Annotated in this window: 21 protein-coding genes; 9 read left to right on the forward strand and 12 right to left on the reverse strand. The window is 74.4% G+C overall.

Annotated elements, in window-relative coordinates; translation table 11 throughout:
* Positions 1-124 precede the first annotated feature (124 nt).
* A complete protein-coding gene (locus tag ACI795_RS00700) occupies positions 125-1,051 on the forward strand; it encodes a type IV toxin-antitoxin system AbiEi family antitoxin domain-containing protein (protein ID WP_457073084.1) in 927 nt (308 codons plus the stop codon).
* Positions 1,052-1,156: 105 nt separating this feature from the next.
* Here ACI795_RS00700 and ACI795_RS00705 read toward each other — a convergent pair whose 3' ends face one another.
* From ACI795_RS00705 to ACI795_RS00720, 4 genes are all read right to left on the reverse strand, one after another.
* Positions 1,157-2,455, reverse strand: a complete 1,299-nt coding sequence (locus ACI795_RS00705) for a PhoH family protein (protein ID WP_457073086.1) — start codon at positions 2,453-2,455, stop codon at positions 1,157-1,159.
* Between the two features lie 267 nt (positions 2,456-2,722).
* On the reverse strand, positions 2,723-2,905 hold the full coding sequence (locus tag ACI795_RS00710; RefSeq protein ID WP_457073087.1) for a hypothetical protein: 183 nt from the start codon (positions 2,903-2,905) through the stop codon (positions 2,723-2,725).
* A 2-nt stretch (positions 2,906-2,907) separates the two neighbouring features.
* A complete protein-coding gene (locus ACI795_RS00715; protein WP_457073089.1) occupies positions 2,908-4,125 on the reverse strand; it encodes a DUF885 domain-containing protein in 1,218 nt (405 codons plus the stop codon).
* A gap of 26 nt (positions 4,126-4,151) precedes the next feature.
* On the reverse strand, positions 4,152-4,940 hold the full coding sequence (locus ACI795_RS00720) for an isoprenyl transferase (protein WP_457073091.1): 789 nt from the start codon (positions 4,938-4,940) through the stop codon (positions 4,152-4,154).
* 106 nt (positions 4,941-5,046) lie between these two features.
* Here ACI795_RS00720 and trhA point away from each other — a divergent pair, with 106 nt between their 5' ends.
* Positions 5,047-5,874, forward strand: a complete 828-nt coding sequence (trhA, locus tag ACI795_RS00725) for a PAQR family membrane homeostasis protein TrhA (RefSeq protein ID WP_457073093.1) — start codon at positions 5,047-5,049, stop codon at positions 5,872-5,874.
* A 19-nt stretch (positions 5,875-5,893) separates the two neighbouring features.
* Here the strand turns inward: trhA and ACI795_RS00730 are convergent, their stop codons facing one another.
* From ACI795_RS00730 to mca, 3 genes are read right to left on the reverse strand one after another with little or no spacing between them, the layout of a single operon-like run.
* The gene (locus ACI795_RS00730) at positions 5,894-7,144 is read right to left on the reverse strand and encodes a geranylgeranyl reductase family protein (RefSeq protein WP_457073095.1); all 1,251 of its coding nucleotides are present in this window, start codon (positions 7,142-7,144) and stop codon (positions 5,894-5,896) included.
* 47 nt (positions 7,145-7,191) lie between these two features.
* Positions 7,192-7,491, reverse strand: a complete 300-nt coding sequence (locus ACI795_RS00735) for a hypothetical protein (RefSeq protein WP_457073096.1) — start codon at positions 7,489-7,491, stop codon at positions 7,192-7,194.
* On the reverse strand, positions 7,488-8,375 hold the full coding sequence (gene mca / locus ACI795_RS00740) for a mycothiol conjugate amidase Mca (protein ID WP_457073098.1): 888 nt from the start codon (positions 8,373-8,375) through the stop codon (positions 7,488-7,490). Before mca ends, ACI795_RS00735 begins: the two co-directional genes overlap by 4 nt.
* Before the next feature lie 152 nt (positions 8,376-8,527).
* Here mca and greA point away from each other — a divergent pair, with 152 nt between their 5' ends.
* Together greA and ACI795_RS00750 are read left to right on the forward strand one after the other, a co-directional pair.
* The gene (gene greA / locus ACI795_RS00745) at positions 8,528-9,034 is read left to right on the forward strand and encodes a transcription elongation factor GreA (RefSeq protein WP_457073100.1); all 507 of its coding nucleotides are present in this window, start codon (positions 8,528-8,530) and stop codon (positions 9,032-9,034) included.
* 7 nt (positions 9,035-9,041) lie between these two features.
* Positions 9,042-9,386: an RNHCP domain-containing protein gene (locus tag ACI795_RS00750; RefSeq protein ID WP_457073101.1), complete on the forward strand. Its 345-nt coding sequence runs from the start codon at positions 9,042-9,044 to the stop codon at positions 9,384-9,386.
* A 183-nt stretch (positions 9,387-9,569) separates the two neighbouring features.
* Here ACI795_RS00750 and ACI795_RS00755 read toward each other — a convergent pair whose 3' ends face one another.
* The 4 genes from ACI795_RS00755 to ilvA form a co-directional block, all read right to left on the reverse strand.
* On the reverse strand, positions 9,570-11,651 hold the full coding sequence (locus ACI795_RS00755) for a M3 family metallopeptidase (RefSeq protein ID WP_457073102.1): 2,082 nt from the start codon (positions 11,649-11,651) through the stop codon (positions 9,570-9,572).
* Positions 11,652-11,791: 140 nt separating this feature from the next.
* Positions 11,792-12,604 carry an ABC transporter permease gene (locus tag ACI795_RS00760; RefSeq protein ID WP_457073103.1) on the reverse strand — a complete coding sequence of 271 codons (813 nt, stop codon included), beginning with the start codon at positions 12,602-12,604 and terminating at the stop codon, positions 11,792-11,794.
* On the reverse strand, positions 12,601-13,617 hold the full coding sequence (locus ACI795_RS00765; RefSeq protein ID WP_457073104.1) for an ATP-binding cassette domain-containing protein: 1,017 nt from the start codon (positions 13,615-13,617) through the stop codon (positions 12,601-12,603). The genes ACI795_RS00760 and ACI795_RS00765 overlap by 4 nt, the downstream gene beginning before the upstream one ends.
* Positions 13,618-13,793: 176 nt before the next feature.
* The gene (gene ilvA, locus ACI795_RS00770; RefSeq protein ID WP_457073106.1) at positions 13,794-15,020 is read right to left on the reverse strand and encodes a threonine ammonia-lyase; all 1,227 of its coding nucleotides are present in this window, start codon (positions 15,018-15,020) and stop codon (positions 13,794-13,796) included.
* Positions 15,021-15,098: 78 nt separating this feature from the next.
* On the opposite strand from ilvA, the gene ACI795_RS00775 reads away from it, so the two are divergent.
* From ACI795_RS00775 to ACI795_RS00785, 3 genes are all read left to right on the forward strand, one after another.
* Positions 15,099-16,565, forward strand: coding sequence for a sigma 54-interacting transcriptional regulator (locus ACI795_RS00775; protein WP_457073107.1), 1,467 nt, complete (start codon positions 15,099-15,101; stop codon positions 16,563-16,565).
* 2 nt (positions 16,566-16,567) lie between these two features.
* On the forward strand, positions 16,568-18,562 hold the full coding sequence (locus tag ACI795_RS00780; RefSeq protein WP_457073108.1) for a VWA domain-containing protein: 1,995 nt from the start codon (positions 16,568-16,570) through the stop codon (positions 18,560-18,562).
* A 73-nt stretch (positions 18,563-18,635) separates the two neighbouring features.
* Positions 18,636-19,115: a GNAT family N-acetyltransferase gene (locus ACI795_RS00785; RefSeq protein ID WP_457073110.1), complete on the forward strand. Its 480-nt coding sequence runs from the start codon at positions 18,636-18,638 to the stop codon at positions 19,113-19,115.
* A 9-nt stretch (positions 19,116-19,124) separates the two neighbouring features.
* Here the strand turns inward: ACI795_RS00785 and ACI795_RS00790 are convergent, their stop codons facing one another.
* The gene (locus ACI795_RS00790; RefSeq protein ID WP_457073112.1) at positions 19,125-20,477 is read right to left on the reverse strand and encodes a DUF2252 domain-containing protein; all 1,353 of its coding nucleotides are present in this window, start codon (positions 20,475-20,477) and stop codon (positions 19,125-19,127) included.
* Between the two features lie 85 nt (positions 20,478-20,562).
* Between ACI795_RS00790 and ACI795_RS00795 the strand changes: the two genes are divergently transcribed.
* Positions 20,563-21,579 carry an SGNH/GDSL hydrolase family protein gene (locus ACI795_RS00795; protein WP_457073113.1) on the forward strand — a complete coding sequence of 339 codons (1,017 nt, stop codon included), beginning with the start codon at positions 20,563-20,565 and terminating at the stop codon, positions 21,577-21,579.
* Positions 21,580-21,680: 101 nt separating this feature from the next.
* Positions 21,681-22,901 carry an acetyl-CoA C-acetyltransferase gene (locus tag ACI795_RS00800; RefSeq protein WP_457073114.1) on the forward strand — a complete coding sequence of 407 codons (1,221 nt, stop codon included), beginning with the start codon at positions 21,681-21,683 and terminating at the stop codon, positions 22,899-22,901.
* Positions 22,902-22,976: the final 75 nt, after the last annotated feature.

Here is a 22,976-nt window from a genome sequence, read left to right on the forward strand (position 1 = left end):
GGGGGTCGCGGGCGAAGAGCGTGGAACCCGGCGCCGAGGGGCCCCGCCGTCCACCCCTCGCGGCGTTGTCCACAACTGTCCCGGCGCTGCGGACCGGCGCCCCGAGGGGCGGCACCGTGGGCGTGTGGATCCCACGGCCGGCCCCCCGGGTCTCGTCCTGCGGCGGCAAGCGCTCGCCCGCGGCCTGGTCGACGACGAGATCCGCCGGCTCCGCCGGCGCGGCGAGTGGACGACGCTGCAGCGCGGCGCCTACCTGCCGGAACCGGGAGACCTCGATCGCCGGCAGCGGCATCTCCTGCGGGTGCGAGCCACCGTGGCCGGCCTGCGCACCCCAGCGGTGGTGAGTCACGCCTCGGCCGCGGTCGTGCACGGCCTCCCGCTGTGGGCCGTCCCGCTCGGTCACGTGCACGTCACCCGGCAGCCGCCCGCACGCGCCGTCCGGGAGAGCCGGCTGCACTCCCACGCCGCGCGCCTCGCGGCGGACGACGCAGTGGTGGTGGACGGACTTGCGGTCACCAGCGTGCCCCGCACGGTGGTCGACCTCGCGCGCTCCCTGCCCTTCGGGCCCGCGCTCGCCGTGGCCGACGCCGCACTGCACCGCGGCCTGACGACGCCCGCCGAGCTCGCCGACGTCGTGACGGCGGCGAGCGGCAACCGGGGCAGCCGAGGGGCCCGGCGGGTGGTGGCCGCCGCGGATCGGCGCAGCGAGAGCATCGGGGAGAGCCGCAGCCGGGCGGTGATGATCGAGGCCGGGCTGCCGGTGCCCGACCTCCAGGTGGAGGTTCGCCGTTCGGACGGCGGGTTCGTCGGCCGCAGCGACTTCGGCTGGCGGCAGCAGCGGCTGCTCGGGGAGTTCGACGGCCGCGTCAAGTACGGCCGACTGCTCCGTCCCGGGCAGTCACCCGGGGATGCCGTGTTCGAGGAGAAGCGGCGGGAGGACGCCCTCCGGGACGAGCGGTGGGGCGTCGTCCGCTGGGTGTGGGCCGAGCTGGACACCCGGCAGGTCGTCGTCGACCGGATCGACCGGGCACTCACCCGCCAGCTCCGATGACCTGCTTCCCACGCTCTTCGCGCTCTTCCCACGCGCCGGAGCACGTGGAGAGCGACCGAAGAGCGTGGGAAGTGCGGCGCCCGGCCCGGTACCGCAGGACCCGGGTCAGAGCGGGAGGTCCTCCAGCATCTCGGTGACCAGGGCGGCGATCGGCGAGCGCTCCGACCGGGTCAGGGTCACGTGCGCGAACAGCGGGTGCCCCTTGAGCGCCTCGATCACCGCGGTCACGCCGTCGTGCCGGCCGACCCGCAGGTTGTCCCGCTGCGCCACGTCATGGGTCAGCACGACGCGGGAGTTGGTGCCCAGCCGGGACAGCACGGTCAGCAGCACCCCGCGCTCCAGGGACTGCGCCTCGTCGACGATCACGAACGAGTCGTGCAGCGAGCGGCCGCGGATGTGCGTGAGCGGCAGCACCTCGATCAGGCCCCGGGCGAGGATCTCCTCGACGACGTCGCCGGAGACCAGGGCACCCAGGGTGTCGAAGACCGCCTGCGCCCAGGGCGCCATCTTCTCGCCCTCGCTGCCCGGCAGGTAGCCCAGCTCCTGCCCGCCCACGGCGTACAGCGGCCGGAAGATGACCACCTTCTTGTGCGCCCGCCGCTCCATGACCGAATCCAGGCCGGCGCACAGCGCCAGCGCCGACTTGCCGGTGCCGGCGCGCCCGCCCATGGACACGATCCCGATCTCGGGGTCGAGCAGCAGGTCGAGGGCGATCCGCTGCTCCGCCGAGCGACCGTGCAGGCCGAACGCCTCCCGGTCCCCGCGCACCAGACGCACGTGCTTGTCCGGGGTCACCCGGCCCAGCGCCGATCCGCGGGAGGACAGCAGCACCAGGCCGGTGTGCGTGGGCAGCTCGGCCGCGGCCGGCAGGAACACCGACCCGGCGTCGTAGAGCTCGGTGATCTCCGCGTCGTCCAGCGACAGCTCGGTCATCCCGGTCCACCCGGCGTCCACGATGCCCAGCCCGCGGTACTCCTCGGTGGGCAGCCCGACCGCAGCCGCCTTCACCCGCAGCGGCACGTCCTTGGTCACCAGGCAGACGTCGCGGCCCTCGGCCGCGAGGTTCAGCGCGACCACCATGATCCGGCTGTCGTTGCTGTCGTTGCGGAAGCCGGCCGGCAGCGCGGACGGATCGCTGTGGTTGAGCTCGACGTGCAGCGTGCCACCGGCCTCACCCACCGGGACGGGGGCGTCCAGCCGGCCGTGCTGGACGCGCAGGTCGTCCAGGCGGCGCAGCGTCTGCCGGGCGAACCAGCCCAGCTCCGGGTGGTCCCGCTTGTCCTCCAGCTCCCCGATGACCACCAGCGGGAGCACCACCTCGTGCTCCTCGAAGCGCAGCAGAGCGCCTGGGTCGGAGAGCAGGACGGAGGTGTCGAGGACGTACGTGCGACGGCGAGTGCTCACGAATCGACTCCCGTGGGGCGCCACCCTGCTGGCAGAGCGCACCCCGGCTCGAAGGTGACCGGGTCCCGGCGCAGGGGCCGGGATCCGGCCCCTCTGGTCGACGTTCGCTGTCGCACCAACCGGGCCTCCCGTGGACGGCGAGGCGGGCTCCCCGTCCACTGCGGACGCTAGGCCCTCGCACCGACGAACGCGCCGCCGTGACACGCGATGGGGTGAGTCGGAAGACGTTCGCCACCGGCTGTTCGCCTGCCCGAAACACCGCCCGGGTCAGCCCTCGCGGCGCGGGCGGACGGCGAGGGCGGCCCACAGCACCGGCACGAGCAGCACCGGCCACTGCAGCGAGAGGTCACCCAGCCACAGCAGCCCGGCCACCAGCAGCACGAACAGCCAGCCCGCCGTCCACAGCCCCAGCGTGCGCCGTTCCCGGGCGGCGTCCTCCCCCGCCGGCACGGTCAGGCGGCCGCGAGCTCGGTGGTGACCACCGCCGGCGTCAGGGGCTCGTCGAGCAGCCGGACGAAGCGGTCGGCCACCGGCTGGTCCACCGGCCGCGCCGCCAGCCACCGCGCCAGCAGGTCGTAGCCCTCGACGTAGGTGGTGATGTAGGCCCGCCACAGCGGATCGGTGAGGAAGCGCAGCTGCTGGACCGCCCGGTCGTGGCTGACCAGCGCCCACTGCTGCAGGTGGCGGATCACCTCGTCGGCGTCGGCGTTCCGGTCGTGCAGCAGGATCGCGGCGTCCTGCCGCACCCGGTTGAGCGGAGCCGCGGCGGCCGCGACCCGCTCCGCCAGCCCGCCGTCGAACCGCAGCCCCAGGTCGCCGAGCACCTCGGCGGACCAGGCCCCCCAGCCCTCGCCCACGGCGGCCTCCAGGCCCAGGTCGGCGAGCCCCTCGGCCATCAGGCACTCGGGGGTGTTCACCAGGAAGACGGTGTGCTCCGCGTGCTCGTCGCGCTCGACCAGGCCGCGTTCCTTGCGGCAGTGCTCGGTGTGGTGCCCGGGGTAGGACTCGTGGGCGACCAGGTGCGGCAGCTGGGCCATCCGGTGCGGCAGGTCGGCGTTGATCGCCACCCGCGACCGGTAGTCGCCCTCGTAGTAGTTGAAGCCCGACCACGGCTTGTCGGTGACCACCTCGTACCGGACCGTCTCCGCCTCGGGCAGGCCGTACCGGCCCCGCACCCGGTCCCGCAGGGCGGAGGAGAGCGCGTGGACGGCGGCCTCCAGCCGCTGCGGTGGGCACTCCTCCCGGCGGCGGTGTGCGGCGTAGCGCTCGGCGAGCGTGCCGCTGCCGGGCAGCAGCTCGCCCAGCGCCTCGTGCGCCGCGGCGTACTCGGCCGGGTCGCCGAGGGCGACGTCCACCTGGAAGTAGGCGCGCACCTCGACGAGGTAGCCGACCGGCTCCCCGCCCATCTTCCGGGCCGAGCACTCCAGCCCGGTGAGCTGGCCGCGGAGGAACTCGGCGCGGGCGGCGGGCAGCGCGGCGGAGTCCAGCTCGGCCAGCAGCGCCCGGGCCTGGTCGCGCAGGCCGGCCGGGGTGGGCGCCGGCTCGTCGGCGACCTGGGCGCGCAGCCGGGGGTCGCCGGTGTAGGCGTCGACGAAGCCGGGCTCCAGCCGGTCGAAGCGCAGCCCGAGTCGCACGTACTCCAGCGGGAGGTCGAGAGCGCCGGCGGTCATGCCCGGCAGTGTCTCAGCCGCTCCGGTCAGCTACCGAAGCGGCGGTGCCGGGCGGCGTAGGCGCGCAGCGCCCGCAGCAGGTCGACGCGGCGGAACTCCGGCCAGTAGACGTCGGTGAAGTGGAACTCCGAGTGGGCGGTCTGCCACAGCAGGAAGCCCGACAGCCGCTGCTCGCCGCTGGTCCGGATGACCAGGTCCGGGTCGGGCTGGCCGCGGGTGTACAGGTGCTCGGCGATGTGGTCGACGTCGAGGACCTCGACCAGCTCGTCCAGCGTCGTCCCGCGCGTGGCGTGCTCGGCCAGCAGCGACCGGACGGCGTCGGCGATCTCCCGCCGTCCGCCGTAGCCGACCGCCAGGTTGACCGACGCACCCGGCCGGTCGCGGGTGTCCTCCTCGGCCTGCTTCAGCACCGCCACGGTCTCCGCCGGCAGCAGCTCCAGCGCGCCGACCGCCCGCAGGTGCCAGCGGCGGTCCGGGCCGGCCAGGTCGCAGGCGACCCCCTCGATGATCCGCAGCAGCGGGGTCAGCTCCGGCTCGGGGCGCTGCAGGTTGTCGGTCGAGAGCAGGAAGAGGGTGACCACCTCGACGCCGGCCTCGTCGCACCAGCGCAGCAGGTCGGCGATCTTGTCCGCGCCGCGGCGATGGCCCTCGCTGACGTCCTCCAGCCCGATCGCCCGGGCCCACCGGCGGTTGCCGTCGATGATCACCCCGACGTGGCGGGGGGTGTCGGCACCGACCAGACCGCGCGCCAGCCGGCGCTCGTACAGGGCGGTGAGCACGTTCCGGACCCTCGCTCGCACCCCCACGGCGCTCACCCTAGGACCCGTCGGCCCCGACGGCTGGACGCGCGGCCGGACACCGGCAGGGAGGTTCCCGCCACCTGGAGGTGCCAGCGGACCTACGGCTTCGTAACCTCGCCTCATGAGCGCACCGCTGAACCGTCGTGAACCCGCCCGGGTGCAGACCGACGGCGCTGAGGTGGAAGGCCCGCTCGACCAGGCCCTGGACACCGTCGGCCGCGAGGGCGCGGAGGTCCAGGCGGTCGAGCAGGACGGCCGCTGGAGCGTCGCCGACTACGGCGACAAGGACTTCGACCACCCCGACACCCGGCCCCGGATGCGCGGCTGGCTGCACCTGTTCGCCTTCTTCGGGTCGATCGTCGCCGGCGCCGTGCTCATCCCGCTGGCGGCCGCCCAGGGCGCTCGCGCCGGCTGGTCGGTCGCGCTCTACTGCGTCACCATCCTCGGGCTGTTCGGGGTGAGCGCCACCTACCACCGCCGCCGCTGGTCCCCCCGCGGCTGGAAGCTGATGAAGCGCGCCGACCACTCGATGATCTTCGTGTTCATCGCCGGCACCTACACGCCCTTCGCGCTGCTGGCCGTCCCCGAGCCCACCGGCTGGTGGTTGCTGGCGACCGTGTGGTCCGGGGCCGCGCTCGGCGTGGCGCTGAAGGTGATCTGGCCGACCGCGCCCCGCTGGCTGGGGGTGCCGATCTACCTGGCGCTGGGCTGGGCCGCGGTGTTCGTGCTGGCCGACATCCTGCGGCTGGCCGGCGTCGCCGCACTGGTGCTGCTGGCCGCCGGGGGCCTGCTCTACAGCGCCGGCGCGATCGCCTACGCGAGCAAGCGCCCCAACCCCTGGCCGGGCACCTTCGGCTACCACGAGGTCTTCCACGCCATGACGATCGTGGCCGCCCTCTGCCACTACATCGCCATCTACTTCGTGATCTACAACAGCCCGTACACCTGAGCCGCTCAGGCTGAGCCACTCAGACGAACGGCGGTCGGGAGTCCAGCTTCAGGGAGAGCCTCCCGGCGGTGCGCCAGGCCCGGGCGACGACGTCGCGGTCGGCCTCGGTGACCAGGTTGCCCATCACCCGCAGCGCCACGGTCATCAGCACCCGCGAGCGCATCCCCACCGGCCCGGCCGCCGGGAGCAGCCGAGGCACGGTGAGCAGCCCCGCCAGCCGCCGGGCGATGGAGAACGCCTCGCCGTAGTGCCGGCGCAGCGTCGCCGGCCAGGCCTGCGACCAGTCGGCCTCGTCGAACAGCTCGACCACGCTGCGCCCGGTCTCCAGGCCGTAGTCGATGCCCTCGCCGTTGAGCGGGTTGACGCAGCCGGCGGCGTCGCCGACCAGCGCCCAGTTGCGCCCGGCCACCCCGGAGACGGCGCCCCCCATCGGCAGCAGCGCGCTCGCCGGCGCCCGGACGGCGCCCTCGATCTGCCACTCCTCGCGCCGCTGGTCGGTGTAGAGCTCCAGCAGGCTGCGCAGCCGGACGTCGGCCGGGCGCTTCCCGGTGGCCAGCGTGCCCACGCCGACGTTGACCTCACCGGCCGCCGCCCCCAGCGGGAACACCCAGCCGTAGCCGGACAGCAGCTCGCCCTCGGCGCCGCGCAGCTCCAGGTGGGAGGAGATCCACTCGTCGTCGCTGCGGCCCGAGCGCACGTAGCCCCGGGCGGCGACCCCGTAGGCGGTCTCCCGGTGCCACTCCCGGCCCAGCACCTTGCCCAGCGGGGAGCGCACCCCGTCGGCGACCACCAGCCGGCGGCAGGCCACCGTCGTCGTCGAGTCGTCGGGGCGGCGGAACACCACCGCGGCCACCCGGTCGCCGTCCCGCTCGACGTCCACCGCGCGGGCGCCCTCCAGCGGGGCCGCACCGGCGTCGACCGCCACCTCCCGGATCCGGGCGTCGAGCTCGGTGCGGGGCACCGCGCCGCCGTGGTCGGGCAGCGCCCCGCCGGGCCAGGGCAGCAGCAGCTCCTGGCCGAAGCCGGCGGCGCGCAACCCGCGGTTGCGGCCGCGGGCCCGCACCCAGTCGCCGAGCCCCAGGACGTCCAGCTCGGCCATCGCGCGCGGGGTCAGCCCGTCGCCGCAGGTCTTGTCGCGTGGGAAGACGGCGGCGTCGGCGAGGACGACCTCGGCGCCCGACCGCGCGGCCCAAGCGGCCGCCGCCGAGCCCGCCGGGCCGGCTCCGACCACGAGGACGTCGGTCTCGGTGGGCTCCGCGGTCGTCGGCACCCGCCCAGTGTCCCTGGTCGCCGCGGGCGCCCGGGGTCAGCCCGGGATCAGTCGCCGTCCCGCGGGGGCTCGATCGCCCGGGGGGCACGCCGCAGCGTGTCCAGCAGCTCCTCACCGGGGGCCCGCTCCGGCTGCTCGTCGACGAGCACGGCCGGGGTGTCGGGCACCTGGTCGGCCGGGTCGAAGCTGTTCGGCAACCGCTTCAGGTGGCGGGTCATCGACCGACCGATGAAGAGGATGGCGATCAGCAGGACGACGATCAGCAGCAGACCGAGCGGGCCGGACTTGCCGACGTCCTCCGGCAGCTGCTGCTGCTGGACGGCGAGGACGGTCAGCGCCCCGGTCACGCGGCACGCTCCGCGGTGCGCACGCCGGCGAAGAGGTCGTCCTCGGGCAGCGGGGAGTCGACCAGCGACCGGGCCAGCTCGTAGTCCTCGGTGGGCCAGGTCTCGGTCTGCACGTCGATCGGCACGGAGAACCAGCGCCCGGTCGGGTCGATCTGGGTGGCGTGCGCGATCAGTGCGGCGTCCCGGACCGGGAAGTACTCCGCGCAGGGCACCCGGGTGGTGACCCGGTGGGACATGTCCCGGCTCTCGTCCCAGGTCTCCAGCCACTCCGTGTACGGCGACTCCGCACCGGTGGCGAGCATCGCCTCGTGCAACGCCTTGTACCGGGGCAGCGTGAAGCTCATGTGGTAGTAGAGCTTGCTCGGCTGCCACGGCTCGCCCAGGTCCGGGTACCGGTCCGGGTCACCGGCCGCCTCGAAGGCGTGCACCGAGATCTCGTGGGTCTTGATGTGGTCGGGGTGGGGGTACCCGCCGCGCTCGTCGTAGGTGGTGATCACCTGCGGCTTGAACCGGCGGATCAGCGCCACCAGCGGGGCGGCGGCCTCCTCGATCGGCACCAGCGCGAAGCACCCCTCGGGCAGCGGCGGCAGCGGGTCACCCTCGGGCAGCCCCGAGTCGACGAAGCCGAGGAACTCCTGCTCGACGCCGAGGATCTCCCGCGCCCGGGCCATCTCCTCCATCCGGAGCTCGCTCATCCGCTCCCAGACCTCGGGACGGTCCATGGCGGGGTTGAGCACCGAGCCGCGCTCTCCCCCGGTGCAGGTGGCCACCATGACGCGGACACCCTCGGCGACGTACTTGGCCATGGTCGCGGCGCCCTTGCTCGACTCGTCGTCGGGATGGGCGTGCACCGCGAGCAGGCGCAGCTGATCCGGTTCGCTCACGCCGACCATCATCCCCCGAGGACGCCCGTCGTCACGCGCCCCCTCGACGTCTGGGACCGTGCGTGCGGTCACGTTCCGGTGTTACGTTGCTCGGATTGACCGCACGGTGACCCCCTGACCGGGGGTCGCATCATGAGCACCGGGAGTCATCCTTGTCCACCCCGACCGACGAGCAGGACCAGGGCGTCTGGCTGACGCAGGAGGCCCACGACCGGCTGCGCGCCGAGCTCGATGAGCTGGTGGCGAACCGTCCGGCCATGGCCAAGGAGATCAACGACCGCCGCGAAGAGGGCGACCTCAAGGAGAACGGCGGCTACCACGCGGCCCGCGAGGAGCAGGGCAAGCAGGAGGGCCGGATCCGCCAGCTCACCGACCTGCTGCGCAAGGCCCGGGTCGGCGAGCCGCCCCGGAAGGCGACCACGGCCGCCATCGGCACCGTGATCACCATCGCCTTCGACGGCGACGAGGACGACACCGAGAAGTTCCTGCTGGGCTCGCGCGAGATCGCCGGCACCACGGAGCTGACCGTCTACTCCCCCGAGTCGGCGCTCGGCGCGGCCATCGTGGGCGCCAAGCCGGGGGCCACGGTCACCTACACGGCACCCAACGGCAAGGACATCTCCGTGAAGGTCCTGGCCGTCGAGCCGTTCGTCCCCTGACCCAGCGGTGACCAGCACGGTGGACGGCGGGCGCGCACGGTCGCGGCGGGCGGAGAACACCTCGTTCGCCTGCGTGCACTGCTCGACCCCGGTGCCGGCCAACTCCGACGGGCACTACCGCAACCACTGCCCGTGGTGCCTGTGGTCGCTGCACGTCGACGACAAGCCCGGCGACCGGGCCAGCGAGTGCCGTGCGCCGATGCAGCCCGTCGGGCTGGTCGAGAAGTCCGGGAAGGGCTGGCAGGTGGTGCACCGCTGCACGCGGTGCGGCCACCGCCAGCCCAACCGGCTGGTGCGGGACGGCGCGGCCCCCGACGACCTGGACCTGGTGCTCGGGCTGCCCTGGCTCTGACATCGCGATCCTGCCGGGTCGCACCGCGGCCAGGTGCCGGTGCCGGCCCGGCTTTCCACGCTCTCCGCCTGCATCCCTCGCGCTGCGGCGCGAGGGATGCACCTGACGAGCGTGGGAAGGGCCCGGCCACGGCCCGGCCAGAGGAGCCGGGCGGGCGTCGCCCGCGCGGCTCCTCGAGTCCGCTCAGGCCGTGACCAGCCCGCGGCGGCGGAGCAGCGGGCCGGTGTCGGCGTCCCGGCCCCGGACGGCGCGGAAGGCGCCCAGCGGGTCGACGGAACCGCCGCGGGAGAGCAGCCGAGCCCGGAAGACGTCGCCGTTCTCCCGGCGCAGGCCGCCGTTCTCCTTGAACCACTCCACGGTGTCGGCGTCGAGCACCTCCGACCAGATGTAGGAGTAGTACCCGGCCGAGTAGCCGCCGGCGAAGACGTGCTGGAAGTACGTCGTCCGGTAGCGCGGTGGCACCAGCTCGTAGGCCACCCCGGCCTCGGCCAGGGCCCGGGCCTCGAACGCCTGCGGGTCGCTGACGTCGGTGTCCGGGGTGATCCGGTGCCAGGCCTGGTCGAGCAGGGTGGCGGCCAGGTACTCCAGCGTCGCGAACCCCTCGCCCCACAGCGCCGCGGCCTCCAGCGCGTCGACGACCTCCTGGCCCAGCGGCTCCCCGGTGTCGACGTGCCTGGCGTAGGAGGCCAGCACCTCGGGCCACAGCGCCCACATCTCGTTGACCTGGCTGGGGTACTCGACGAAGTCGCGCGGCACGCTGGTGCCGGAGAACCGCGGGTAGGTGACGTCGGAGAACAGGCCGTGCAGAGCGTGGCCGAACTCGTGGAAGAGGGTGTTCACCTCGTCCAGCGTGAGCAGGGTGGGCTCGCCGGCCGCGGGCTTGGTGACGTTGAGGTTGTTGAACACCACCGGGCTCGTGCCCAGCAGCCGCGCCTGGGTGACGAAGGCGCTCATCCAGGCGCCGCCGCGCTTGCCCTCCCGGGCGTAGAAGTCGCCCAGGTACAGGCCCACCGGCTGACCGTCGGCGCCGAAGACCTCCCACACCCGGGTGTCGGGGTGGTAGCCGACCAGGTCCGGCCGGGGGGAGAAGGTGTAGCCGTAGACCAGCTCGGCAGCCCGGAAGACCCCGTCGACGAGCACCCGGTCCAGCTCGAACCACGGCCGCAGCGCGGCGCTGTCGACGGCGTAGCGCTCGGCGCGGACCCGCTCGGCGTAGAACGCCCAGTCCCAGGCGGCGAGCTCGACGCCGTCGGTGGCAGCGAGCTCGGTGAGCACCGCGGCCTCGGCGTGCGCGTTGGCCACGGCGGGGGTGACGAGCTCACCGAGCAGGGCGTCGACCGCCGCGGAGGTGCGCGCGGTCTGGTCGGCGGCGACCAGGTCGGCGTGGGTGTCGAAGCCGAGCAGCCGGGCGCGCACCGCGCGGACGGTGGCGATCTCCGCGGCCACCGGGCCGTTGTCGTGCTCCCCGGACGACGCCCGGGTGACCGAGGCCTCGAACAGGCGGCGCCGCAGCTCGCGGTTGCGCAGCCGGGCGAGCGCGGGCTGCCCACTGGGCAGCACCAGGGTGAGCAGGTACGCCCCCTCGTGGCCGCGTTCGGCGGCGGCGCCGGCCGCCGCGGCGACCTGCGCCGGGGACAGCCCGTCGAGCTCGGCGGCGTCGGTGACCAGGACGGCGGCGGCCTCGGTGGCCAGCTGCAGGTTCTGATCGAAGCGGGTGTTCAGCTCGGCGAGCCGCTGGTTCAGCTCCCGCAGCTGGTCCCGGCCGGCGTCGTCCAGGGCAGCGCCGGAGAGGACGAAGTCGAGATGGTACCGCTCGACCAGCCGCAGCGCCTCCGGGTCGAGGCCCGCCTGGTGCCGCCCGGCGTGCACGGCGTCGACCCGGGCGAACAGCGCCGGGTCCAGCCGGAGGGCGTCGGCGTGCGCCGCGGCGAGCGGGGCGATCTCCCGCTCGACCTCGCGGACCCGCTCGGAGGAGACGGCCGAGGTCAGGTTGTGGAACACCCGTTCGGCGCGGGCGAGCAGCTGACCGGAGCGCTCCAGCGCCACGACCGTGTTGTCGAAGGTGGGCTCGGCCGGGTCGGCGACGATCGCCGCGACCTCCGCCCGCTGCTCGGCCATCCCGGCCAGCAGCGCCTCCCGCACCTGGTCGACGGTCAGGTCGGCGAACGGCGGCAACTGGTACGGCAGCGTGGACGGCGCCGCCAGCGGGTTCGACTCGGGCAGGGGTGCGGGGGCCGGCGAGGTGGCCGGGTCAACGGTGCTCATCGCCGACCATCCTCGTCCCCTCCCCCGGCCTCTCTGCAGGGGCCCGCCGCGAGCTTGCGCGCGGTGGGGCCCAGCCCCGTCCGGAGACTCCCCCTGAGCGTGCGACGGGTGAGTCTCCGGACGGGGTCCTCCTCCCCTCCTCAGCGGGTCGAGGTGCGCAGGTACTGGCGGACCGCCAGCGGGGCGAAGACCGCCAGCAGCACGACCATCCAGATCACGGTGTAGAGCACCGGGTTCTGCAGCGACCAGGCGTCGGTGGCCGGGAAGCCCGGGACGGAGTTGCCGAAGAGCTCCCGGGAGGCCTGCACCACCGCCGACACCGGGTTCCACTCGGCGATCGGGCGGAGCACCGAGGGGAACGCCACCAGCGGCACGAAGGTGATCGCCACGAACGTCAGCGGGAAGATCACGATGAAGCTGGCGTTGTTGACCACCTCCGGCGTCCGCACCGCCAACCCGACCACCGCCATCACCCAGCTGACCGCGAAGGCGAACAGCAGGAGCACCAGGAAGCCGGCGATCGCCTCCCCCACCGAGGTGTTGATCCGCCAGCCGACCACGAGCCCGGTCAGCGCCATCACCGCGATCGAGATGGCGTTCAGGCCCAGGTCGGCGACGGTGCGGCCGATGAGCACCGCCGAGCGGGACATCGGCAGCGAGCGGAACCGGTCGATCAGCCCCTTCTGCAGGTCCTCGGCGATGCTCGCGCCGGTGACCGTGGCACCGAACACCACCGTCTGGGCGAAGATCCCGGGCAGCAGGAACTCCGCGTAGCTGATCCCCGAGGGCAGGCTGCCCCCGATCGCGCCGCCGAAGACGTAGCGGAACAGCAGCACGAACATGATCGGCGAGAGCGTCGCGAAGACGATCAGGTCGGGCACCCGCTTGACCTTGATCAGGTTGCGCTTGGTGATCGTCCAGCTGTCGGACGCGGTCGCGGCCAGGGCGCTCATCGGGTTGCTCCTCCGCTGCGGGCCAGCGGGCGTTCGCCCTCGGCCTCGGTCGGGTCGTCGGGCTGGGGGCCGTCCTCGGTGGCGCGCCCGGTCAGGGTCAGGAAGACGTCGTCGAGGTCGGGGCGGCGCAACCCGATGTCGAGGACCTGGACGGCGCCGGCGTCGAGCCGGCGCAGCGCCTCGGCGAGGGTGCCGGTGCCGCCGGTGACCGGCACGGTCAGCCGGCGGGTCTGCTCGTCGCGGCGCAGCTCGCCGGCCGCCAGCGGGGCGAGGCAGTCGGCGGCGGTGCCGAGCTGCTCGGCCGAGGCGACGGTGAGCTCCAGCCGCTTCCCGCCCACCTGGGCCTTCAGCTCGTCGGCCGTGCCACGGGCGATGACCTGCCCGCGGTCGATGACCACCATCCGGTCGGCGAGCCGGTCGGCCTCCTCGAGGTACTGCGTGGTGAGCAGGATGGTCGTGCCCTCCCCGACCAGGTCGGCGATGAACTCCCACATGCCCAGCCGGCTGCGCGGGTCGAGCCCGGTGGTCGGCTCGTCGAGGAAGAGCACCCGCGGCCGGGCGATCAGCGACGCCGCGATGTCCAGCCGGCGGCGCATGCCCCCCGAGTAGGTCTTCGCCGGCCGGTTCGCCGCGTCGGTCAGGTCGAACCGCTCCAGCAGCTGACCGGCGCGGGACCGGGCCTCCCGCCCGCCGAGCCGGTAGAGCCGGCCCACCATCTCCAGGTTCTCCCGACCGGTGAGGTACTCGTCGACCGCGGCGTACTGACCGGTCAAGCCGATCGTGGCGCGGACCTGGTCGGCCTGGGTCACGACGTCGAGCCCGGCCACCTCCGCGCGGCCGCCGTCGGGGCGCAGCAGCGTGCTGAGCACCCGGACGACGGTGGTCTTGCCCGCTCCGTTGGGCCCGAGCAGCCCGAGGACGGTGCCCTCGGACACGGTGAGGTCGACCCCACCGAGCGCAGTGTGCTCGCCGAACCGCTTGACGAGCCCCTCGACCACGATGGCGTTGCTCATGCCCGGGACCGTAGGGCGCGGGTACGACAGATCCGAGCGGTTTTCGCGCCGGGCTCGGCAGCGTGCACGGTGGTCCCTCCAGACGACGACGGTCCGTGACGGACCGCCTCGGCGGTCCACCGGTCAGACCGGCGCGCTGCGCAGAACTCATCGGTGCCCGGCGGGCCCCGGTGCGGTCAGTCGGTGCGCGGGGCGTACCCGGCCGCGGTGAGCGCCGCGAGCACCTCCGTGGCGTGGTCGGGGCCCCGGGTCTCCAGGTGCACCGCGACCTCCACCTCGCCCAGGTCCAGCCGCGCCGTCGTCCGCTCGTGCTCGACCGCCAGCACGTTGGCCGCCAGCCCGGCCAGCTCGTGCAGCAGGGCGGCCAGCGAACCCGGCCGGTCGGGCACCTGCACCCGCAGCGAGAGGTAGCGGCCGGCGGCGGCCATGCCGTGCTGGACCACCTTCATCATCAGCACCGGGTCGATGTTGCCGCCGGAGACGACGGCGACCACCGGCGCCGGGAACGCCTGCGGGTCGGCCAGCACCGCGGCGACCGCGGCCACGCCCGCCGGCTCGACGACGAGCTTGGCCCGCTCCAGGCAGAACAGCAGCGCCCGGGACAGGTCACCCTCGGTGACCGTGCGCACCTCGTCGACCAGGCCGGCGACGTGCGCGAGGGTGAGGTCGCCGGGCGCGCCGACGGCGATCCCGTCGGCCATGGTGCTCATCGCGGTCAGCGGCACCGGCCGCCCGGCGGCGAGCGACGCGGGGAAGGCCGCGGCGCCGGCGGCCTGGACGGCGACGACGCGGACGTCGGGGCGCCGGGCCTTCACCGCGGCGGCGATGCCGGAGACCAGGCCGCCCCCGCCGGTGCACACCACGACGGTGGCCACCTCGGGGCACTGGTCGAGCAGCTCCAGCCCGACGGTGCCCTGCCCGGCGATCACGTCCGGGTGGTCGAAGGGGTGGATGAAGACCTTGCCGGTCTCCTCGGCGTGCACGAGCGCCGCGGCGATCGCCTCGGTGAGGGTGGCGCCGCCGAGGCGGGCGTCGGCCCCGTAGCCGCGGGTGGCGGCGACCTTGGGCAGCGGTGCGGACACCGGCATGAACACCGTGGCCGTCGTCCCGAGCTCGCGGGCGGCCAGCGCGACGCCCTGGGCGTGGTTGCCGGCGCTGGCGGCGACCACCCCGCGGGCCCGCTCGGCCTCGCTGAGCCGGGAGATCCGGGTGTAGGCGCCGCGCATCTTGAACGAGCCGGTGCGCTGCAGGTTCTCGCACTTGAGCCAGACCGGGCCGCCGACCCGCTCGGCCAGCGCACGGGAGTGCTCCAGCGGCGTGCGCCGGACGACGCCGTCGAGCAGCTGCGCGGCCGCCTCGACGTCGGCTCCGCTGACCAGGGGGACTGCACCGGGGACCGCCACGGCCACGATCTTCGCAGCCGAGGCCCTCCGGAACCGGCGAACACCCGGCTGTCACATCCCCGTCGTACCGTGGTCGAGGTGACGGACGCCGCACCGCTGGGGACCGCTCAGGTCCCGACTCCCCCCGCTCCCACGACGCTCGGCGAGCTCCGCGCTCGCGGGGCCACCGCCAAGCCGGTCAAGGCCGAGCTCCGCGACAACCTGCTGGCCCGGCTGAGCGCCGGGCAGCCCTCCCTCCCCGGCATCGTCGGGTTCGAGGACACCGTCGTCCCCGAGGTCGAGCGGGCGCTGATCGCCGGCCACGACCTGGTCCTGCTCGGCGAGCGCGGCCAGGGCAAGACCCGGTTGATCCGCACCCTGGTGGGCCTGCTCGACGAGTGGACGCCGGTGCTGGTCGGCAGCGAGCTCAACGAGCACCCGCTGGCCCCGATCAGCGTCTGGGCGCACCGGCAGATCGCCGAGCACGGCGACGCCACCCCGGTCGGCTGGCTGCACCGCAGCGAGCGGTTCGGCGAGAAGCTGGCCACCCCCGACACCAGCGTCGGCGACCTGATCGGTGACGTCGACCCGATCAAGGTGGCCGAGGGCCGCACCCTGGGCGACCCGGAGACGGTGCACTACGGGCTGGTGCCGCGCACCAACCGCGGCATCTTCAGCGTGAACGAGCTGCCCGACCTGGCCGAGCGCATCCAGGTGGCGCTGCTCAACGTGCTGGAGGAGCGCGACATCCAGATCCGCGGCTACCGGGTGCGGCTGCCGCTGGACCTGCTGCTGGTGGCCAGCGCCAACCCGGAGGACTACACCAACCGCGGCCGGATCATCACCCCGCTCAAGGACCGGTTCGGCGCGGAGGTCCGCACCCACTACCCGATCGAGCTGGCCGACGAGGTGCGGCTGCTGCACCAGGAGGCGCAGACCGGCTGGCTGACCGGCAACGGGCTGGACGCCCCGCTGGTGCCCGAGCACCTGGTGGAGATCGTCGCCCGGTTCACCCGGCTGGTCCGGGAGTCCAGCCACGTCGACCAGCGCTCCGGGGTGAGTGCGCGGTTCGCCATCGCCGGGCTGGAGACCGTGGCCGCCTCCGCCGTCCGCCGGGCCGCGGTGGCCGGGGAGACCCGGCCGGTGGCCCGGGTGGTCGACCTGCCCAGCATCGTCCCGGCCAGCCGGGGCAAGGTCGAGTTCGCCGACGCCGGCAGCGACCCCGACGACGAGCGCGACCTGGAGGTGCTCGAGCACCTGCTGCGGCAGGCCACCGCGCAGACGTTCCGCGCCCGCTGCGGCGGCCTGGACCTCACCGGGCTGCAGGAGCACTTCACCGGCGGGGACACCGTCGAGTCCGGTGACCTGGTGCCGGCGGCCGCCCTGCTGGGCCAGCTGGGCACCGTGCCGAACCTGGCGCAGCTGCTGGGCCGGCTCGGGGTGCCCGAGGGCGAGGAGTCGGCCGAACAGGCGGCGGCCGCGGTCGAGTTCGCCCTCGAGGGGCTCTACCTGACCCGCCGGCTGGCCAAGGACACCGACGGCGGCCGCACCGTCTACGGGGCCTGACCGTGACCGGGCGTCGGCCGAGGGGCTACCGGTACGGCCAGTGGCGGGGCGGGCCCGACCCGCTCGCGCCGCCCTACGACGTCGCCGCCGCCGTCGACGAGATCGGCGACCAGGTGCTCGCGGGCAGCGGCGTCCGGGAGGCGCTGCGCGACCTGCTGCGCCGGGGCGCCGACGGACGCCGGGGCCTGGACGCGCTGCGCCGTGACGTCCGCGACCGGCTGCGCCAGGCGCGGCAGGCCGGGCGGATGGACGGGACGCTGGAGCAGGTCCGCGAGCTGCTGGACCAGGCGGTCGAGGCCGAGCGGACGGCGCTGTTCCCCGACCCGGACGACGCCGCCCGGCTGGCCGAGGCCGAGCTGGACGCCCTCCCGCCGGACACCGCCGGTGCCGTCCGCGCGCTCAAGGACCACCAGTGGCGCTCCCCGGAGGCCGCCCAGGCCTACCGGCAGATCGAGGACCTGCTGCGCCAGGAGGTGCTGGACAGCTCGTTCCAGGGGATGAAGCAGGCGCTGCAGGCCATGCAGGAAGGCGACGGCGCCGCGATGCAGGCGGTCAAGGACATGGTCGCCGACCTGTCCGCGCTGGTCGACGCGCACAACCGGGGCGAGGACACCGACCAGCGGTTCACCGAGTTCATGGACCGGCACGGGCAGTTCTTCCCCGACGATCCCCAGTCGGTCGAGGAGCTGATCGACTCCCTCGCCCGCCGCGCCGCCGCCCAGGAGCGGATGATGGCCGGCCTCTCCCCCGAGCAGCGCGCCGAGCTGCAGGACCTGATGGGCCAGGCGATGGGCGACCTCGGGCTGCAGAGCGAGATGGCCCACCTCAACGACGCGCTGCGCCAGGCCCGCCCGGACCTGCCCTGGGGGCAGCGCGGCCCGGTGCCCGACGGCGAGCAGGGGCTGGGCATGGGCGACGCGACCACGGCGGTCGCCGAGCTGGCCGACCTGGAGTCGCTCTCCCAGCAGCTGTCCCAGGGGTACGCGGGCGCCTCGCTGGCCGACGTCGACGAGGAGCTGCTGGAGCAGGCGCTGGGCCGCTCGGCCGTCGACGACCTGCAGGCGCTGCGCCGGCTGGAGCGCGAGCTCGAGCGGCAGGGCTACCTCGACCGCAGCGAGGGGCGGCTGGAGCTCTCCCCCAAGGCGGTGCGCCGGCTCGGTGCCACCGCACTGCGCCGGGTGTTCGCGCAGCTCTCGGCGACCGGCCGCGGCGAGCACGACGTCGCCGACGCCGGGGCCGCCGGGGAGCTGACCGGGGCGTCGCGGGAGTGGCGGTTCGGTGACGAGCAGCCGCTGGACGTGGTCCGCACCGTGCGCAACGCGGTGCTGCGCAGCGCCGGCACGCCCCGGGGCGAGGGCGAGCGGCGGGTGCAGATCGCCGTGGAGGACTTCGAGGTGGTGGAGACCGAGCGGCGCACCGGCGCCGCGGTCGCGCTGCTGGTCGACCTCTCCTACTCGATGGCGCTGCGCGGCACCTGGGGCGCGGCGAAGTCGACCGCGATGGCGCTGCACTCGCTGGTGACCACGCAGTTCCCGCAGGACGCCATCGAGATCATCGGCTTCTCCTCCACCGCCCAGGTGCTCCGGCCGGAGACCCTCGCGGAGCTCAGCGTGGACACCCTGCAGGGCACGAACCTGCAGCACGGGCTGATGCTGGCCCGCCGCTTCCTGGCCCGGCACCGGGACGCCGAGCCGGTGGTCCTGGTGGTCACCGACGGCGAGCCGACCGCGCACCTGGAGGACGACGGGACGCCGTACTTCTGCTGGCCGCCGATGCCCGAGACGATCGCCCGCACCGTCGCCGAGGTGGAGCGGGTGGCCCGGTCGGGGGCGATGCTGAACGTGTTCGCCCTGGACCCCGAGCCGGGACTGGTGGAGTTCGTGCACGACATCACCGCCCGGGCCGGCGGCCGGGTGTTCTCCCCCGACACCGAGCGCCTCGGGGAGTACGTCGTCGCCGATTACCTGCGCGCCCGAAAGGGCCGCCGCGGCCGCTGAGGGTGTCCACCCCGGGGCGTGGGCTGGGTCACCCCGCGCCCGGACCGGCGTGCGGGTCGGGGAGACTGGTGGGGTGAGCACCGAGGCGGGCCGGGCGCCGGGGACCATCGGCACGATCACCATCGAGCAGGTCGACGCGGCGGCCACCTACCCGCTGCGCGCCCAGGAGCTCCGCCAGGGGCGCCCGGTGGAGATCGACGAGGACGACGCCCCGTACACGATCCACCTCGCCGCCCGGGTCGACGGCGGCGAGATCGTCGGCGTCGTCCGCTTCCACCCGCGTGACTGCCCGTGGCGCGAGGGCGAGGGCTCCTGGCAGCTGCGCGGCATGGCCACCGACCCGCGGGTGCGCGGGCTCGGCGCGGGCCGGGCGCTGGTCGCCGAGGGGCTGGTGCGGGTCGCCGCCCGCGGTGGCGACCTGGTCTGGTGCGACGCCCGCGCGGCCGCCGTCGGCTTCTACGAGCGGATCGGCTTCACCCCGGTCACCGAGGAGTACGACCTGCGGCCGGTGGGCCCGCACCGCGGCATGGTCATCGAGCTGCCGATCCGCTGACCCGCGGGGTCAGCGCACCGGGTGCGCCCCGCTGGAGCTGATCCCCGGGATCAGCCCGGCGCGGAAGGCGTCGACGAACAGCCGGTGGTCCTCCTGGGTCCGCCGTGCGTACCCGTGGGCGAACTCGACCAGGTCGGCGACGAACTCCTCCTGCCGCCTGCCGATCAGCGCGGTGATCGCCTCCTCGGTCTGGAACGGCACCAGGGTGTGGTCGCTGTCGGCGTCGCCGACGCAGTGCAGCTTCGCCGTCGCCCGGCCCAGCTGGTCGAGCACCGGGGCGATCTCCTCGGGCTCGGTCAGCTCCTCCCACTCGAGGTCGGTCTCGTACGGCGACAGCTCCGCGACGACGAAACCGACCCCGCCGATCTCGGTGTGCCCCAGGAACTGCGAGGCATTGGCCTGCAGCGCCCGCTGGCTGACCGCCGTGCGGTGGCCGTGGTGCTCGAAGTAGCTGCTCACCTCCGGGTCGCGGACCACCCGGCTGGGCGCGGCCACGTTGCCCTGCTTGACCGAGAGCACGACGTCGTTCTCCAGCGCCTCGTCGTAGCCCTCGAGCAGCACGTTGTAGGCGGGCAGCCCGGCGCTGCCGATCCCGAACCCGCCGGTGCCCACGAGGTCCTTCACCTCGTAGGCGACGTCCCGCCGGCGGCGCGGCGGGTGCACCGTCTGCCGCCAGCGCGCCAGGGCGGCCAGCACCTCGGCGCGCTCGTCGTCGCCGAGCCGGCGGTTGCGCGGCAGGTCGGCGAAGCGCCGCTCGTACCCGTCGACCACGGTCAGCCGGTCCAGCAGCCCGATCCGGGTGCGCGCCGTGGTCCGCAGGATGACCTCCCGCACGGCTCCCCGGGTGTTGTGCCGGGTCAGGGCGAACAGCCGGTCGGAGTCCGAGCGCGTGAAGGCCCCCACCTGGTCCAGCCAGCTGCCGAGGTAGCCGGCCAGCAGCTCCCCGATGACGTCGTCGGCCAGGGCCTTCCGCCAGGACAGCAGGGCGAAGCTGGCCGCGAACCGGCGCAGGTCCCAGGTGACGTGCCCGAGGTAGGCCTCGTCGAAGTCGTTCACGTCGAAGACGATTCGACCGGATCCGTCCATGTAGGTGCCGAAGTTCTCTGCGTGCAGGTCACCCTGGATCCACACGCGCGACGTCCGCTCGTCACACCAGCGGTCCTCCAGCGTCGCCATGTCCGCGTAGAACAGGCAGGCCGAACCGCGGTAGAAGGCGAAGGGATCGGCCGCCATCTTCCGGAACTTGGTCCGGAAGGCGTCGGCGTCGGCCGCCATGAGCGGGGCGAAGGCGTCGACCAGGACGTCGACGATCTGCTGCTGTCTGGTCTGGTCAGCTCGGGTGAGATCAGCGCGGGCGGCCACGGACCCACCGTAGGGGGTGGTTAGCCTGCTGATCAGTGCTCTGCTGCAGGACGCGACCGCGGGGCGGGACGAGAGGACGGGCCAGGTGACGCGAGCCAACCGCGCGCGACGACTGGCGACCGGTGCGGCGTACGGCGGCGGCGGCCTCGGGCTGGCCGGCGCCGGCCTGGTCACCCTGCTGCGCCAGGAGGCCCGCGCCGCCCGGCGCCGGGTCGTCGCCCGCACGGCGAAGGCCGACCCGCCCACCGGCGACGGCGTCTACGGCCGCGGCCGCAGCAAGCCGCTGGTCTTCACCGTGCTCGGCGACTCCAGCGCCGTCGGCCTCGGGGTGCACCGGGCCGCGGAGACCCCCGGCGTCCTGATCGCCGCGGCGCTGGCGGAGCTGGCCGAGCGGCCGGTCCGGCTGGTCCGGGTCGCCGTCTCCGGCGCCGTCTCCCGGGACCTCGCCGCCCAGGTGGAGCAGGCCCTCGCCGAGCGGCCCGACGTCGCCCTGATCATGATCGGCGCCAACGACGTCACCAGCCGGGCGAAGCCGGCCACCTCCGTCCGGCACCTGGCGGAGGCGGTGCGGGCACTGGTCGGCGCCGGCTGCCAGGTCGTCGTCGCCACCTGCCCGGACCTGGGCACCATCCGGCCGATCAGTCAGCCGCTGCGGCTGCTCGCCCGGCGCTGGAGCCGGCAGCTGGCGGCGGCCCAGACGATCGCCGTCGTCGCCGAGGGCGGACGCACCGTCTCCCTCGGCTCGGTGCTCGGCCCGTCCTTCGCCAGCGACCGGACGCTGTTCAGCATCGACGAGTTCCACCCGTCGGCCGCCGGCTACGCCGCCGCAGCGTCGGTGCTGCTGCCCTCGATCGCCGACGCTGTCGGCGTCTGGCCGGCAGCCGCCGACCGTGGTCTCCGGCTGCGCCGCGACAGCGTCCGCCCGATCGCCCAGGCCGCCGCCCGGGCCGCCGGCCGTCCCGGCACGGAGGTCCAACCGACCGAGGTGCGCGGTGAGGAGGCCGGGCCCCGCGGGCCGTGGGCCCGGCTGCGTCGCCGGCGGCCGCCGGAGATGCTCACCTCGGCGCAGGCCGACGAGGCCCGGGAGACGGTCGCCCGCTGAGCTCCGGCGGGGGCGGTCGCCGCTGCCTACCCGGGAGTAGGTTCGGGGGCGACCCGACGTCCGTCGCCGCCCGTGGTGGCGATCCTCAACGTGGAGGACCCATGCCCGAAGCCGTCATCGTCGCCGCCACCCGATCCCCGATCGGCCGCGCGTTCAAGGGGTCGCTCAAAGACCTGCGCCCGGACGACCTGACCGCCACCATCGTCCGCGCGGCCCTGGACCAGGTGCCGCAGCTGGACCCGACCGACATCGACGACCTGATGCTCGGCTGCGGACTGCCCGGCGGTGAGCAGGGCTTCAACATGGGCCGCATCGTCGCCGTCCTGATGGGCATGGACCACCTGCCCGGCACGACGGTCACCCGCTACTGCTCCTCGTCCCTGCAGACCACCCGGATGGCGCTGCACGCGATCCGGGCCGGCGAGGGCGACGTGTTCATCTCCGCGGGCGTGGAGATGGTCTCCCGGTTCGTCAAGGGCAGCTCCGACGCCATCCCGGACACCGAGAACCCCGCGTTCGCCGACGCCAAGGCCCGGGTGGCCAAGGCCGCCGAGAGCGGCGCGGACGCCTGGAGGGACCCCCGGGAGGACGGCGAGCTGCCCGACGCCTACATCGCGATGGGGCAGACCGCGGAGAACCTGGCGCTGCTCAAGGACGTCTCCCGGGCCGAGATGGACGAGTTCGCCGTCCGCAGCCAGAACCTCGCCGAGCAGGCGATCGCCGACGGCTTCTGGTCCCGGGAGATCACCCCGGTGACGCTGCCCGACGGCACGGTGGTCTCCACCGACGACGGCCCCCGCGCCGGCACCACCCTGGAGGGCATCAGCTCGCTCAAGCCGGTGTTCCGCCCCGACGGCCGGGTGACCGCCGGCAACGCCTGCCCGCTCAACGACGGGGCCGCTGCCCTGGTGATCATGAGCGACCGCAAGGCGCAGGACCTGGGTGTCACCCCGCTGGCCCGGGTGGTCTCGACCGGGGTCACCGGGCTCTCGCCGGAGATCATGGGCTACGGCCCGGTGGAGGCGTCGCAGCAGGCCCTGGCGCGGGCGGGCATGTCGATCTCGGACATGGACCTGGTGGAGATCAACGAGGCGTTCGCCGCCCAGGTCATCCCCAGCTACCGCGACCTGGGCATCGACATCGACAGGCTGAACGTGCACGGCGGCGCGATCGCCGTCGGCCATCCGTTCGGCATGACCGGCGCCCGGATCACCACGACGCTGCTCAACGGGCTGCGCGCCCGCGACGGCCAGTTCGGCCTGGAGACGATGTGCGTCGGCGGCGGCCAGGGCATGGCCATGGTGGTCGAGCGGCTCAGCTGAGCACGGCCCCGTCTGGGTCCTGCGCCGGGGGGCGAGCAGCCCTCCGACACGACCGTGGCCCGGCCCCCTGACGGG

The sequence above is a fragment of the Modestobacter sp. SYSU DS0290 genome (genome assembly GCF_054050955.1).